This window comes from Nocardioides sp. (assembly GCF_044226765.1).
In the GTDB taxonomy this organism is placed as follows: Bacteria; Actinomycetota; Actinomycetes; order Propionibacteriales; family Nocardioidaceae; genus Nocardioides.
The window spans coordinates 53,721-67,900 of record NZ_JBGAGJ010000005.1 but is presented as its reverse complement, the minus strand read 5'-3'; the positions used below and the strand labels follow the sequence as shown (position 1 = coordinate 67,900).

At 72.2% G+C, this 14,180-nt stretch carries 15 protein-coding genes; 6 read left to right on the top strand and 9 right to left on the bottom strand.

The features are described 5' to 3' along the window. Positions 1-21: 21 nt before the first annotated feature. Complete coding sequence (locus tag ACILRH_RS12470; protein ID WP_395693727.1) at positions 22-432, top strand: CoA-binding protein; 411 nt, start codon at positions 22-24, stop codon at positions 430-432. Further along, positions 429-863, top strand: coding sequence for an alternative ribosome rescue aminoacyl-tRNA hydrolase ArfB (gene arfB, locus ACILRH_RS12465; RefSeq protein WP_395693725.1), 435 nt, complete (start codon positions 429-431; stop codon positions 861-863). The genes ACILRH_RS12470 and arfB overlap by 4 nt, the downstream gene beginning before the upstream one ends. On the opposite strand, the gene ACILRH_RS12460 is transcribed toward arfB, so the two are convergent. The 5 genes from ACILRH_RS12460 to chrA form a co-directional block, all read right to left on the bottom strand. Next, the gene (locus tag ACILRH_RS12460) at positions 850-1,668 is read right to left on the bottom strand and encodes a class I SAM-dependent methyltransferase (RefSeq protein ID WP_395693724.1); all 819 of its coding nucleotides are present in this window, start codon (positions 1,666-1,668) and stop codon (positions 850-852) included. The genes arfB and ACILRH_RS12460 overlap by 14 nt on opposite strands. A gap of 16 nt (positions 1,669-1,684) precedes the next feature. Further along, the gene (gene metG, locus ACILRH_RS12455) at positions 1,685-3,469 is read right to left on the bottom strand and encodes a methionine--tRNA ligase (protein WP_395693723.1); all 1,785 of its coding nucleotides are present in this window, start codon (positions 3,467-3,469) and stop codon (positions 1,685-1,687) included. A 323-nt stretch (positions 3,470-3,792) separates the two neighbouring features. Beyond that, positions 3,793-4,335, bottom strand: coding sequence for a TIGR03086 family metal-binding protein (locus ACILRH_RS12450; protein ID WP_395693721.1), 543 nt, complete (start codon positions 4,333-4,335; stop codon positions 3,793-3,795). A gap of 22 nt (positions 4,336-4,357) precedes the next feature. Beyond that, a complete protein-coding gene (locus ACILRH_RS12445) occupies positions 4,358-4,972 on the bottom strand; it encodes a DsbA family protein (RefSeq protein ID WP_395693719.1) in 615 nt (204 codons plus the stop codon). A gap of 36 nt (positions 4,973-5,008) precedes the next feature. Beyond that, entirely contained in the window at positions 5,009-6,361 is a 1,353-nt protein-coding gene (gene chrA / locus ACILRH_RS12440) for a chromate efflux transporter (RefSeq protein ID WP_395693717.1), read from the bottom strand. Between the two features lie 65 nt (positions 6,362-6,426). Between chrA and pepN the strand changes: the two genes are divergently transcribed. After that, positions 6,427-8,976, top strand: coding sequence for an aminopeptidase N (gene pepN / locus ACILRH_RS12435; RefSeq protein ID WP_395693715.1), 2,550 nt, complete (start codon positions 6,427-6,429; stop codon positions 8,974-8,976). Between the two features lie 111 nt (positions 8,977-9,087). Here pepN and ACILRH_RS12430 read toward each other — a convergent pair whose 3' ends face one another. After that, positions 9,088-9,474 (bottom strand): DUF5130 family protein, encoded by a 387-nt coding sequence (locus tag ACILRH_RS12430; RefSeq protein WP_395693713.1) that lies wholly within the window; start codon positions 9,472-9,474, stop codon positions 9,088-9,090. Next, a complete protein-coding gene (locus ACILRH_RS12425; RefSeq protein ID WP_395693711.1) occupies positions 9,461-9,823 on the bottom strand; it encodes a hypothetical protein in 363 nt (120 codons plus the stop codon). The genes ACILRH_RS12430 and ACILRH_RS12425 overlap by 14 nt, the downstream gene beginning before the upstream one ends. A gap of 83 nt (positions 9,824-9,906) precedes the next feature. Between ACILRH_RS12425 and ACILRH_RS12420 the strand changes: the two genes are divergently transcribed. Further along, entirely contained in the window at positions 9,907-10,935 is a 1,029-nt protein-coding gene (locus ACILRH_RS12420) for a mechanosensitive ion channel family protein (RefSeq protein ID WP_395693709.1), read from the top strand. A gap of 6 nt (positions 10,936-10,941) precedes the next feature. Here the strand turns inward: ACILRH_RS12420 and ACILRH_RS12415 are convergent, their stop codons facing one another. Next, complete coding sequence (locus ACILRH_RS12415) at positions 10,942-11,367, bottom strand: OsmC family peroxiredoxin (protein ID WP_395693707.1); 426 nt, start codon at positions 11,365-11,367, stop codon at positions 10,942-10,944. Positions 11,368-11,469: 102 nt separating this feature from the next. Here ACILRH_RS12415 and ACILRH_RS12410 point away from each other — a divergent pair, with 102 nt between their 5' ends. Together ACILRH_RS12410 and ACILRH_RS12405 are read left to right on the top strand one after the other, a co-directional pair. After that, a complete protein-coding gene (locus ACILRH_RS12410; RefSeq protein WP_395693705.1) occupies positions 11,470-11,841 on the top strand; it encodes a globin in 372 nt (123 codons plus the stop codon). A 902-nt stretch (positions 11,842-12,743) separates the two neighbouring features. Next, positions 12,744-13,316, top strand: coding sequence for an RNA polymerase sigma factor (locus ACILRH_RS12405; protein WP_395693703.1), 573 nt, complete (start codon positions 12,744-12,746; stop codon positions 13,314-13,316). On the opposite strand, the gene ACILRH_RS12400 is transcribed toward ACILRH_RS12405, so the two are convergent. Continuing rightward, positions 13,280-14,134: an acyl-CoA thioesterase gene (locus ACILRH_RS12400; protein WP_395693701.1), complete on the bottom strand. Its 855-nt coding sequence runs from the start codon at positions 14,132-14,134 to the stop codon at positions 13,280-13,282. The two genes, ACILRH_RS12405 and ACILRH_RS12400, sit on opposite strands and share 37 nt — an antisense overlap. Positions 14,135-14,180 lie beyond the last annotated feature (46 nt).

Here is a 14,180-nt window from a genome sequence, read left to right as displayed (position 1 = left end):
GGTCCCGTGGAGGCTGGGCACGTGAGCGACTGGCAGGACCCGGACCGGGTGCGTCTCATGCTCGACGACTGCACCACGTGGGCGGTTGTCGGCCTGTCCGGCGACCCGAGCCGCACGGCGTACTCGATCGCCTCGCTGCTGCAGTCGCGGGGCAAGCGGATCGTGCCCATCCACCCCGACGCCCCGACCGTGCTCGGCGAGCAGGGCTACGCCACCCTCGCCGAGGTGCCGTTCCCCGTCGACGTGGTGGACGTGTTCCGGCGGTCCGAGGCCGCCGGGCCCTTCGCCGACCAGGCGGTGGCCATCGGGGCCCGGGGCGTGTGGTTCCAGCTGGGGGTCGTCGACGAGGCGGCGTTCGACCGCACGCTGGCGGCCGGCGTCCCGATGGTGATGGACACCTGCCCCGCCATCGAGTGGCGTCGCCGGGGATGAACGGCGACCTCGTCGTCGCCCCGGGCCCCGGCGTCCCGGACGGGCTGGTCGTCCCGGCCGGCGAGCTCGTCGAGCGGTTCTCCCGGTCCCCCGGACCGGGCGGCCAGTCGGTGAACACCAGCGACACCCGTGTGGAGCTGGAGTACGACGTCGCGACGTCCGCCGCGCTCACCGACGCCCAGCGCGCCCGACTGCTCGCCCGGCTCCCGTCGCCCCGGGTCCGGGTGGTCGCGAGCGAGCACCGGTCCCAGCACCGCAACCGGGTCGCGGCACGGGAGCGGATGGCCGAGCAGATCCGCGCCGCACTCGCGCCGCCGCCGCCGGACCGCCGACCCACGAAGCCGACCCGCGGCTCGCAGCGTCGCCGCCTCGAGGCCAAGAAGCAGCGGGGCGAGACCAAGGCGCTGCGGGGTCGGGTCACCGACTCCTGAGCGCCCGGAGCACGTGGGCGTCGCCGTCCTCGTCACCGGGCGGCCTACCGAGATAGCGGCTGCGGATCTCGCGCCGGCCGATGTCCTCGATCTCGTCGAAGCCGAGGCGGCGCAGCAGCGCGTGCAGCTCCTCGGTGTGCAGCCCACCGGTGAACGGCTCGCCCAGGTCGGTGACCGTCGCCTGCAGCTCGGCGCGGCGGGCGTGCGCGACGGCCTCGGACTCGGCGACCGGGCGGACGTAGTCCATCACGACCTCGCCACCGGGGATCGACGCGATCGCGCTCAGCGTGGTGACGACCGCGTCGTGGGTCAGGTACGGCACCACACCGAGCCACAGGAAGAACGCCGGCCGGGTCGCGTCGAGCCCACCATCCACCAGCCGCTCCAGGAGGTCGTCGGTCTCGAAGTCGACGTCGACGTACGTGAGGTCCTCCGGCACCTCGATCCCGACCTCGGCCAGCTGCTCGCGCTTCCACGCCGCGGTGGCCGGGTGGTCGACCTCGAACACCCGGGTCCCCGGGTGCGGGTTGCGGTAGGCGAAGGTGTCCAGGCCGGCGCCGAGGACGACGACCTGGTCGGTGCCCCGGGCGACCGCGGCGGCCAGGGCGTCCTCGGCGAAGCGGTGCCGCACCGCGATGAACAGCCGCAGGCGCGGTCGCTCACGGGACCGCTCGGGCAGCGGCGCCGGGCCGAGGATCCGTCGCGCGAGCGGGTCGGTGAAGATCCGCGGGTCGTCGACCTCCTGGTGCACCGCGCGCAGGGCGGCGGCGCCGAAGGCGGTCCGGCTCGGCTCTCCCTCGCGCACGGCTGACCCGGCCTCCTCAGCCGCCCAGGCGGGCGAGCTCCTCGTCGACGACCGAGGCGTCGAGCTTGGTGAAGATCGGCGTGGGCTTCGCGACCGGCGTGCCGGGCACGATCGGCCGGCGCTCCCAGGCCGGGAAGCCGGAGTAGTCCCCCGTGATGACGGGGTACGGCGGTCCGCCGTCGAGGTCGTCGACCTCCTCGATGCGGGGCATCGGTGCCACGTCGCCGGCGCCGCCGAGCGCCCGGTCGACCTCGTTGGCCGCGAACGGCAGGAACGGGCTGAGCACCAGGTTGAGATCGGCGACGCACTGGGCGACGACGTGGAGGATCGTCCCGAGACGGACCGGGTCGTCCTTGATCTTCCAGGGCTCGGAGTCCGAGACGTACTTGTTGACGTCGGCGACCACGCGCATCGCCTCGCCGATCGCCTGCTTCTGGCGGTGCCGGCCGATCAGGTCTCCCACGACGTCGAACGACGCCTCGACCCGGTCGAGCAGCGCCTGGTCCTCCTCGGTGAGCTCGCCGGCCGCCGGGATCTCGCCGAAGTTCTTCGCGACCAGGTTGGCCGTGCGGTTGACCAGGTTGCCCCAGCCCGCGACGAGCTCGTCGTTGGTCCGGCGCACGAACTCCGCCCAGGTGAAGTCGGAGTCCTGGTTCTCGGGGCCGGCCGCGGCCACGAAGTAGCGGAACGCGTCGGGCTGGTAGCGGCTGAGCAGGTCGCGCACGTAGATGACGACCCGCTTGGAGGAGGAGAACTTGCGGCCCTCCATCGTCAGGAACTCGCTGCTGACGACCTCGGTCGGCAGGTTCAGCTCGCCGAGCTCGCGCGGCGTGCCGCCCTTGGCGCCCTTGCCGGAGTAGGCCAGCAGCTCGGCCGGCCAGATCTGGCTGTGGAAGGTGATGTTGTCCTTGCCCATGAAGTAGTAGGACAGGGCGTCCGGGTCGTTCCACCACTCCCGCCACCGGTCCGGCTCGCCGAGTCGGCGCGCCCACTCGATGCTGGCCGAGAGGTAGCCGATGACGGCGTCGAACCAGACGTAGAACCTCTTGGTCGGGTTCTCCCGCCAGCCCTCGAGCGGGATGGCGATGCCCCAGTCGATGTCACGGGTCATCGAGCGGGGCCGGATCTCCTCGAGGATGTTGCGGCTGAAGCGGATCACGTTCGGCCGCCACAGCCCCGTCGCCGCCCTGCCGTCGAGCCACTCCCCCAGCGCGTCGGCCAGCGCGGGCAGGTCGAGGAAGAAGTGCTGGGTCTCGATGAACTCCGGCGCCTCGCCGTTGATCTTCGAGCGCGGGTCGATGAGGTCGTGGGGGTCGAGCTGGTTGCCGCAGTTGTCGCACTGGTCACCCCGGGCGCCGGCGTACCCGCAGATTGGGCAGGTGCCCTCGATGTAGCGGTCGGGCAGGGTGCGCCCCGTCGACGGCGAGATGGCGCCGTACGTCGTCTGCTCGACGAAGTAGCCGTTCTCGTAGACACCGAGGAACAGCTCCTGCACCACGGCGTGGTGGTTGCGCGTGGTGGTGCGCGTGTAGAGGTCGTAGGTGAGCCCCAGGCTCGCGAGGTCCTCGGCGATGACCCGGTGGTTGCGGTCCGCGAGCTCCTGCGGCGTCAGCCCCTCCTCCGCGGCGGCGATGAGGATCGGGGTCCCGTGCTCGTCGGACCCCGACACCATCAGCACGTCGTGGCCCGTCATCCGCATGTACCGGCTGAACACGTCGGAGGGCACGCCGAAGCCGGCCACGTGGCCGATGTGGCGTGGGCCGTTGGCGTACGGCCAGGCGACGGCGCTGAGTACCTTCACAGGAGCACCTCGGACGGGGGGACCTTGCTCACCCGCCAATCCTAGGGAGTCGGCGCCACCGGGTTTCCGGCGGTGCTCGCCGCGGGGTCCGTCCGGCGACCGGCAGGCCGGCTGAGCGGGTACGCGGGTTCCTCGTCGCAGCTGCTTCCAGGCATCCGGTCGCACCGCGGTCCTCTCGCCCCCTGAGGCGCAGGTTCATCACGGTCTGTCGGTGAACCGGCACCTCCCACGGCGGGCACACCATGGGAAGTGGTGGTTCACCTGCATACCGTGGTGAAACCGCATCGCTCGACCGCCCGAGTGCGGGGCGCGACAACCGGGAGCTAGCCGATCGACCGGCCGGCGTACGCCGCCAGCCGGTCGTAGGCGCCGGCGTCGTCGGAGACCTCCTGCTCGGGGCCGAAGGCGCCGCCGCGGGCCTCGGCCGGCAGGTTGGCCCGCAGGAACGCGAGACCGCGCTCGGCGACCTCCGCGTCGAGCTGGTCGACCGGGTAGCCGATCGCCTGCGCGACGTCCCAGGTGTGCAGGGCGAGCTCCGCGGTCTGCATGTCCGCAGGGACCGGGATCTCACCGCTGTGGGCGTGCCAGGCGTGCACCAGGTCGTCGCCGGCGACGCGGAAGGCCGGGCCCCACTCCTCCTCGACGTGCGGCGCCACTGCGCTCCAGTCGATCTCCTCGCCCTGCATCGCGGACAGGAACTGCCGCGGCGCGTGCACCAGGTGATCGGCGAGCGCGGCCAGGTCCCAGTCCGCACAGGGCGTGGAGCCACCCAGGGCGTCTCGGTGGACGTGGTCGAGCACGTCCCCCGCCTGGTCCACGGCCCGGGCCAGCACCCGGACCTCGTCACCCCACTCCGTGTGCGTCATGAGGCCAACGTAGGACCGGTCCTCAGGTGAAGTCGAGGGCCTCGGTGCGGCTGCGCTTGAGCTCGTAGAAGTGCGGGTAGTCCGACAGCGTCACGCAGGCGTCCCACAGCCGGCCGGCCTCCTCGCCGCGCGACGCCTTGGAGATGACCGGCCCGAAGAAGGCGCGGCCGTTGAACGCGATGGTGGGCGTGCCGACCTCGTTGCCGACCTGGCTCATCCCACGCTCGTGCGACGCCGCGATCGCCTCGTCGTACGACGGGTCGTCCATCGCGTCGGCCAGGCTCAGGTCGAGTCCGGCCTCGGTGAGCGCCGCCTCGATCATCGCGCGGTCCTTGTCCTGCTTCTCGAGGTGGATCCGGGTGCCCATCGCGGTGTAGAGCGGGAGCAGCGCCTCCTTGCCGTACTTCTGCTCGGCGGCCATCAGGACGCGGACGGGCTGCCACGCGGTCGAGAGGAACGCGCGGTAGTCGTCGGAGATGGCCTTGTCCTGGTTGAGGTAGGCCAGGCTCATGATGTGCCAGGTGACCTCGATGTCACGGACCTGCTCGACCTCGAGGATCCACCGCGAGGTGATCCAGGCGAAGGGGCAGGCAGGGTCGAACCAGAAGTCGGCGCCGTTCGAGGTGGGAGAGGTCATGTCCGTCCCAACGAACCGGACCCCGGTCCGCATTCCTCAGGTGAGCACCGCGACGATGAGGCCCGCGAGCCCGCACACCCCCAGCGTCCGCAGCACCGGCCAGCGCAGCCCGAACACGAGGGTGGCGCCGAGCGCCGCCAGGACCGCCGGCTGCCACTGGAAGGACGACCAGACCGGCACGAGCAGCCCGAGGTGGTCCCCACCGATGCGCTCGGCCTCGGCGAACAGGGTGTGCACGGCGAAGTAGAGCGCCAGGTTGGCGATCACGCCGACCACCGCGGCGCCGACGCCCGTCAGCGCCGCGCTCAGCGACCGGTTGTCCCGCAGTCGCTCGACGTAGGGAGCGCCGACGAACACGAAGAGGAAGCAGGGGACGAAGGTGACCCAGACGACCAGGACGGACGCCAGCACGGCCGCCGTCCAGGGGCCCAGGCTGCCGGGGTCGCGGAACGCACCGAGGAAGGCGACGAACTGGACCACCATGATCAGCGGCCCAGGTGTCGTCTCCGCGAGCGCCAGCCCCCGCACCATCTCCTGGGCGGTGAGCCAGCCGTAGTGCTCGACCGCGGCCTGTGCGACGTAGGAGAGCACGGCGTAGGCACCGCCGAACGTCACCAGCGCCATCCCGCCGAAGAAGAGGCCCTGGTCGGTGAAGACCGTCCGCTGGCCGCCCGCGAGCGCGTACGCCGCCGCGACCGGCGCCGCCCACAGCACCAGGCCGGCGACGAGGTACGCCAGACTGCGCCGGGCCGAGCGGGGTGCGGTGTGCAGCGCGTCGTCGGGGATCAGGGGCGCCGGCGCGTCGGAGTCGTCCGGCTCGGGACGGCGGGCCAGGTCGGGCCGCCAGCGACCGAGCAGCCAGCCGGCCACGCCGGAGGCGAGCACCACGAGGGGGAACGGGACCGCGAGGACCGCGAGCGCGACGAAGGCCGCCACCGCGAGCCCCACCAGCAGCCGGCTGTGCAGCGACCGCCTGCCCAGGCGTAGCACCGCCTGGACGACGATCGGGATGACCGCGGCCGCCAGCCCGAGCAGCACGCCGGTCACCAGGGTCGAGTCACCGTGCGCGACGTACACCCAGGAGAGCGCCAGGATCGTCAGGAAGCCCGGCAGGACGAACAGCCCGCCCGCGATCACGCCACCGACCCAGCCGTTGAGGAGCCACCCGCTGTAGACGGCCAGCTGCTGGGCCTCCGGTCCGGGGAGCAGCAGGCAGAAGCTCATCGCGTGCAGGAACCGGCGCTCGCCGATCCACCGCCGCTCCTCGACCAGCTCGCGGTGCATCACCGCGATCTGACCGGCCGGACCGCCGAACGTCTGCCAGGAGATGAGGAACCAGGCGCGTGCGGCCTCACGCAGGGGGACGACGTGCCGGCCCGGGTGGGTCACCGGGACATCCTCCCCGCACCCGGCGGCATTCGGCGCGCGACCCCCCGGATGGCAGGATGCATCGCATGCCTGGAACCAACCTCACCCGGGACGAGGCCGCCACCCGCGCCGCCCTCCTGGACGTCACGTCGTACGCCATCGACCTGGACCTCACGACGGGCGACAAGACCTTCGGATCGACCACCACGATCCGGTTCACCTGCACCGAGCCCGGTGCCGAGACCTTCGCCGACCTCGTCGACGCGATCGTCCACGAGATCACCCTGAACGGCGAGCGGCTCGACCCGGCGACGGCGTACGCCGACAGCCGCATCGCGCTCACGGGCCTGCAGGCCGAGAACGAGCTCGTGGTCCGCGCCGACTGCACCTACTCGCACACCGGCGAGGGGCTGCACCGGTTCGTCGACCCGGCCGACGGCCGCGTCTACCTCTACTCCCAGTTCGAGGTGCCCGACGCCCGCCGGGTGTTCACCACCTTCGAGCAGCCCGACCTCAAGGCGCCGTTCACCTTCACCGTCGTCGCGCCCGACACCTGGAAGGTGGTCTCGAACTCCCCCAGCCCGGAGCCGGAGCCGGTCAGCGAGGGCAAGGCCGTCTGGCGCTTCGAGCCGACCAAGAGGATGTCGACCTACATCACCGCGATCGTCGCCGGTGAGTACCACGAGGTCCAGCACGTCTACCGCGGCAAGCACGGCGACATCCCGCTCGGCCACTACTGCCGGCAGTCGCTGGTCGAGCACCTCGACGTCGACGAGCTCGTGAAGCTGACCGAGCAGAGCTTCGCGTTCTTCGAGGAGCAGTTCGACTACCCCTACCCCTTCGGCAAGTACGACCAGCTCTACGTGCCGGAGTACAACATGGGCGCGATGGAGAACGCCGGCTGCGTGACGCTGCGCGACGAGTACCTGCCGCGCAGCCGCCAGCCTCGCTCGTTCTACGAGTTCCGGGCCTCCGTCATCACCCACGAGATGGCGCACATGTGGTTCGGCGACCTGGTGACGATGAAGTGGTGGGACGACCTCTGGCTCAACGAGTCGTTCGCCGAGTGGGCCTGCTACTGGTGCGAGGCCGAGGCCACCGAGTTCACCGACGCGTGGACCGGCTTCGCGAACGCCCGCAAGCAGACCGGCTACCGCGCCGACCAGCTGCCCAGCACCCACCCGATCGCCGCCGACAACGTCGACCTGCACGCGGTCGAGGTCAACTTCGACATGATCACCTACGCCAAGGGCGCCTCGGTGCTCAAGCAGCTGGTGGCCTGGGTCGGGCTGGACCCGTTCGTCGCCGGCCTGCGGCAGTACTTCAAGGACCACGAGTTCGGCAACGCCGAGTTCGGTGACCTGCTGCTGGCCCTGGAGAAGTCGTCGGGCCGCGAGCTCCAGGGCTGGGCGCAGGAGTGGCTGCAGACCGCCGGCGTCAACACCCTCGCCCCGGCGTTCGAGGTCGACGGCGACGGCGCCTACACCTCGTTCCGCGTCCTGCAGACCGCCCACCCGGACCAGCCCACGCTGCGCCGTCACCGGCTGGGCATCGGCGTGTACGACGCCGCGGCCGATGGGCGTCTCGTGCGGCGCGACTACCTCGAGATCGACGTCGAGGGCCCCGAGACCGAGGTCCCGGCGCTGGTCGGGGTGAAGCAACCCGACCTGCTGCTGCTCAACGACAACGACCACGCGTTCGCCAAGATCCGCCTCGACGAGCGGTCGCTGGCCACCGTGACCTCGGGCCTGTCGAAGCTCGACGACTCGCTCGCCCGGGCCCTGGTGTGGAGCGCCGCCTGGGACATGACCCGCGACGCCGAGATGGCTGCGACGGACTTCGTTCGCCTGGTGCTCGCCAACATCGGCGCGGAGACCGACGCGTGGGGCGTCACCCGGATCCCGGCGTACGCCGCCCTGGCCGTCAACGCCTACAGCGCCCCGGCCGGCCGCGCCGCCCTGCGAGCCGAGTGGGAGGCGGGCCTGCGCGAGCTGCTGCTGGCCGCCGAGCCTGGCAGCGACCACCAGCTCACGTTCGCGCGCTCGTACGCGTCCGCAGCGCACAGCGACGCCGCGCTCGGTGACGTCGCGGGCCTACTGGACGGCTCGTTCGCGGTCGAGGGCCTCGCCGTCGACCAGGACCTGCGCTGGGTCCTGATCGCCTCGCTGGCCGCCTCGGGCCGGTTCGGGGACGCCGAGATCGATGCCGAGCTCGAGCGGGACAACACCATCTCCGGCAAGGAGAAGGCCGCCGCGGCCCGGGTCGCCCAGCCGACGGCGGACGCCAAGGCCGACGGATGGCGAGCCATCCTCGACCCCGGCACCCCGAACGAGACGATGCGCGAGATGGTCCTCTCGATCTTCCGCTACGGCCAGGACGAGGCGCTGGCGCCGTACCTCGACCGCTACCTCGAGGCCGCCGAGACGTGCATCGACACCCTCGGCTTCCACAAGGGCTCGGTGCTCCTGGAGTACGGGTTCCCGAAGGCACTGGGCTCGCGCGAGCTCGTGGAGCGGGTCGACGCCTGGCTCGCCGCCAACGACGCCCCGAAGGGGGCGCTGCGCTACGTCCAGGAGGGTCGGGCCGACGTGCTGCGGGCCCTGGCCGCGCAGGAGACTGACGCCCAGCACGGATAGCAGGCCGGGCGAGGTGCGAGGAGCGCAAGCGACGAGCCTCGAGACCCGGTGACGAAGGGCGGTGACCACGGACGGGTCGCCGCCCTTCGTCGGCGGAGGAGCGCCGCTGCCCTACGGCTGGTCTGCGTGGAGGGTGTCCGGGGCGACCGCGTGCTCGGCGAGCATCTGGATGCCCCGACGCAGGCCGCCGACGAGGTCGCCCGCGGCGAACAGGCTCTGCATCTGCAGCGACACCAGCTCGACCTCGCGGTCGCTCAGGTGGCGTCGTACGTCGGCGCCGGTGACGATCTCGAGCACCCGCTGGGCGGGGTCGAGCATGATCAGGACGCTGCGGGCCGGCGCGACGAGGCTGGCGTGCAGCCGCTGGGCGAAGGACCGCGGCTCGCCGACGGTCCGCCCGACGAAGACGCTGAACTCGTAGCGGGAGACCAGCTCGGCCTGGCGGATCGCCTCGTCGACCTGGTAGCGCTCGTTGCCGTTGAACTCACCAACGCCCACTTGCGCCTCCGGACTCCGGGTCCTGCGCCTGCTGGGCGTCCGGGGCGGGCAGCTCGGCCGTCCCGGTGCGCGGGCCGCCGAACCACTGGTCGGCCGTGGCCTGGCCGCCCGGCGTGAACCGCTCGCCCTTCACGACGCCCGGGATGATCACGAGCGCGGTGATGGTCACGAACAGCAGCAGCGGGATGCCGACGAACACGAGGACGGTGTGCAGCGGGTCCACGTCGTACGGCTCGGCCCAGAACTCGGGGACGTCCGCCCCGGCGGGACCGCCGGCGGCGACGAGCAGGCCACCGGCGAGCAGGACGACACTGGCACGACGAGCGAGGTGCACGAGCTGGGAGGTCACGGGCACAGCGTATCGACCCCAGGACCCGGCGCACCCCCGGGAGGGTCGAGTGGACCTTGCCCGGTGCGGTAGACATGGTGGCCATGCTCGGCTTCGACGACAGCCCCTGTGACCAGGGCCACGACATCTGCGAGTGGACCTACCAGGTCACGAACAACCACACCGTCGCGAACGCCTCCGACGTCCTCATCGGCCGTCCGCTCACGATCGCGTTCCTGCTGCTGCTGTTCTTCGGCATCCGCTGGATGCTCCACCGGGTGATCGACCGGCTGGTGGCACGTGCCGAGGACGGCGTCCTCCCTGACCAGCTCAGCCGGTTCGGCGCGCGCGGCAAGGCCGCGCAGGAGGCGACCGTCCGCGACCTGGCCAGCCAGACCCGCCGGGTCCAGCGGGCCAAGACCATGGGCGACCTGCTCAAGAGCGTCGTGACCGGGCTGCTCATCGCGGTGATCGGGACCATGGTGCTCAGCGAGCTCGGCGTCGACATCGCCCCGATCATCGCGAGCGCCGGGATCATCGGCATCGCGCTCGGCTTCGGGGCCCAGTCGCTTGTGCGCGACTTCCTCTCGGGCATCTTCATGATCTTCGAGGACCAGTACGGCGTGGGCGACGTGGTCGACCTCGGCGAGGCGAGCGGCACGATCGAGGCGGTGAGCCTGCGGGTGACCCGGCTGCGCGACCTCAACGGCACCGTCTGGTACGTGCCGAACGGCGCGATCGTGCGAGTGGGCAACATGAGCCAGAACTGGTCGCGGGCGGTCGTCGACGTCAACGTCGGCTACCACGAGGACCTCGTCCGGGCCCAGCAGGTGCTCCGCGACGTGGCCCACGACCTGTGGCAGGACGAGGACTTCAAGGACGTCGTCATCGAGGAGCCGGAGGTGACCGGCGTGGAGGTCTTCGGCCCCGACGCCGTGACGCTGCGGGTGCTGATCAAGACGGCTCCGATGGAGCAGTGGGGTGTCGCCCGCGCGCTCCGACAGCGGATCAAGGCCCGCTTCGACCACGAGGGCATCGAGATCCCTCTGCCCCAGCGGGTCGTCTGGCACCGCGACGAGGAGACGGCCTCCTCCGCGCACGGCGAGCGCGAGGAGGAGGCCGTCGAGGGCTAGTCGCGCTCAGGCGAGCGACGCCTCCAGCGTGATCGTGGTGCCCGCCAGCGCCTGGCTGACCGGGCAGCCCTCCTTGGCGGCCTGCGCCGCGGCGACGAAGTCGTCGTTGCTGATGCCGTCGACGACCCCGGTGACCGTCAGGGTGATGCCGGTGATGCCGGTGCCCGGGGTGAACTCCACGGCGGCCCGCGTGTCCAGCGACGTCGGCGGCGTGCCGGCCTTGGCGAGCCCGTTGGACAGCGCCATCGAGAAGCAGGACGAGTGCGCCGCGGCGATGAGCTCCTCGGGGCTGGTCTTGCCGTTCGCCTCCTCGGCGCGCGAAGGCCACGACACGTCGTAGGTGCCGATGCCGGACGACTCCAGGGTGACCTTGCCGGCCCCCTCGAAGAGGCTGCCCTCCCAGCGCGTGCTGGCGGTGCGGGTGGTTGCCATGAGCGGTGATCTCCTCGTCGTGTGGGTGTCGGGGACAGGAAACGCCAGCGAGTCTTGCACGCCGGTGTGACCACGCCACCGCCCGCTCGTCACAATGGTCGGGTGACGTTCTACGAGGAGATCGGCGGCTTCGACACGTTCCGGCGGATCGTCGCGAAGTTCTACGAGGGCGTCGCCGAGGACCCGGTGCTTCGCCCGCTCTACCCCGAGGAGGACCTCGGGCCGGCCGAGGAGCGGTTCCTGCTGTTCCTGGTCCAGTACTGGGGCGGCCCGACGACGTACTCCGACCGGCGCGGTCACCCGCGGCTGCGGATGCGCCACGCGCCGTTCGCCGTGACGCCGGAGGCCAAGGAGCACTGGCTGACCCACTTCCGGGCCGGCCTGGACGAGGTCCAGCTCACCCCCGAGCAGGACGCCCAGATGTGGGACTACGTCACGCACGCAGCGCAGTTCATGGTCAACACCTTCGAGTGAGGTGTAACGCGGGCGGGTCGTCGTGACAGGTGAAGGGTGACCGGGCGGATCCCCCGCCACCCCCAGCTCGAGGAGCTCCTCATGCGCAGGACCACCACGACCCTGGCCGACGACCACCCGACCCGGCGCACGGCCGGCGCCGCCGGGCGCTGACCCCGGACCGGGTGGTCCCGTCGCCGTCCATCCGTCCCTCGCCAGGCGTCGGGACCACCCACCGGGGGTAGGAGGACCTCCATGGGCGACCACCCACCACCACGACCGCTGCGGGCCGTCGTGCCGACCCTGGAGCCGGACGAGGCGTTCCTCGCCGAGCTGTGCCGGCGCGCCGGCTCGGAGCCTGCGTCCACCGGCGGCTGGCGCGTCGCGCTGGTGCCCGTCGCGGTGGCCGCGGTGCTCATCGGGATCGCCTGGCTGACCGGCATCCGCCCGCCGGGGGTCAGCGAGCCCGCCCCGGCGCCGGATCCTCTCGGACCCGGCCGACCCGGCGTCACGACGTCCCCCGCGCCGGGACCGGGAGGCAGCCCGAGGACCTCGGGTGGCCCGGTCGGCACCGTCGTCGCGCCCCCGTCTCCCTCCGGCGGTGGGCGAACCGCCCCGCCATCGGGTCCTGCCCCCGCCCCCGCCGGGCAGGCACACGTCACCGTCGGCACCCCCGCAGCGGGCCCGACGGTCGCCTCGCCCGGCTCCGCCCACCCTTCGGCGCAGGCCTCAGCCCACGCGACCGGGCAGGCGCATCCCCACGGGTCGGGAGGCGACCCGGGGCCGGCGCACCCCTCGCACCCCGCTCATCCGACGCATCCGGCCCACCCGACGCACCCCGCTCATCCGACCCGGACGCCGGGGCCGGACGCACACGCCGGGGACCGGCCTGCCGATCCCGCACGAGGGAGCCACGGGACGAGGTGACCGCGGCGGACGACGAGGTGGTGGCGGGGGCCAAGCAGGGCGACCCCGCGGCGTGGCGCGCGCTCTACCGGGCGCACGCCGGCCGGCTCGTGGTGTGGCTGAGCACCCGGCCCGTGGCCGACACGGCCGTCTCCGCCGACGACCTCGCCGCCGAGGCCTGGCTGACCGCCGCGGAGAAGATCGGCTCCTTCCACGGCACGTCGTCGGACTTCGCCGGGTGGCTCTTCGGGATCGCGCGCAAGCTGGGGGCCAACGCCCACCGGCGCGGCCTGCGCCGCGGCACCCGTCCGACCGACCCGGTCGCGCTCCCCGACCCTCCTGCTGTCGCGGGGCCGGAGGCGGCGTGCGTGGCCGACGCCTGGGTGCTGGAGCTGCTCGGCACCCTGCCGACCCGCGAGCGTGAGGTCGTCGCCTGCCGCGAGGTGGTCGGCCTCGACGTCGCGGCCACGGCGAGCGCGCTCGGCATCTCGAGCGCCTCGGTGCGGGTGGCACACCACCGCGCGCTCAGGAGGCTCTCCACCCGGCTGGGGGCTCAGCTGGGGAGCAGCGAGCGCAGCGCAGCCAGGTAGGGCTCCGGCGGCGCCGCCGAGCGGCCGGTGCGCGGATCGAAGAACACGATCGTCACGCGGGCCGAGGCCAGCACGTCCGAGCCGTCGGTGATGACCGAGTCGATGCCCGCGGAGCGGGACCCGACGCGGGAGACCCAGGACCAGGCGTCGTACGACTCGGGGCGGAAGAGGATCGGTCGGCGGTAGTCGACGTCGGTCTGCGCCACCACGATGCTCGTGGGCTCGAGCCCGCTCCACAGCTGCGCGGTCATCGCGATCCGCGCTTCCTGGAGGTACTCGAAGTACTTGACGTTGTTGACGTGGCCGTAGACGTCGACGTCGGAGAAGCGCACCCGGACCGGGTAGTGCACCGCCTCGTCCGCCCGGACGCGCGGCATCGGCTGGCGGGGGCGTGACTCCTCGGGAGGTTCGAGGAAGACGCCGAGCGTGGTGCGCTCCACCTCGGTGAGCCGCCGGGGCCGCTCCTCGGCGAAGACGTAGGGCGTGAGCACGGTCGCCGCGCGGGCGTAGACGTGCCGGACCCCGTCGCGCTCGTGGAAGATCTCGTAGGCGACGGTGAAGGTCGCGGCCCGGATGGAGGTGACCCAGGACTCGATGGTCACCGGCTCGAACCCGAAGGTGAGCGGGGCCAGGTAGCTCACCTCGTGGCGAGCCACCACCACCCCCTCGGCCAGGTCGCCGGTGCGGGCGGCGGGGCCGTGGGTGCGGAGCATGTCGACGCGGGCCTCTTGGAGGTAGTCGACGTAGACGACGTTGTTGACGTGCCCGAGAAGGTCCAGGTCGGCCCAGCGCATCGGGCACTGGTAGGTGTGCCGCACGTCCCCGATGCTGCCAGACCGGGGCGGCCGGTCGTCGGCGCCCCCG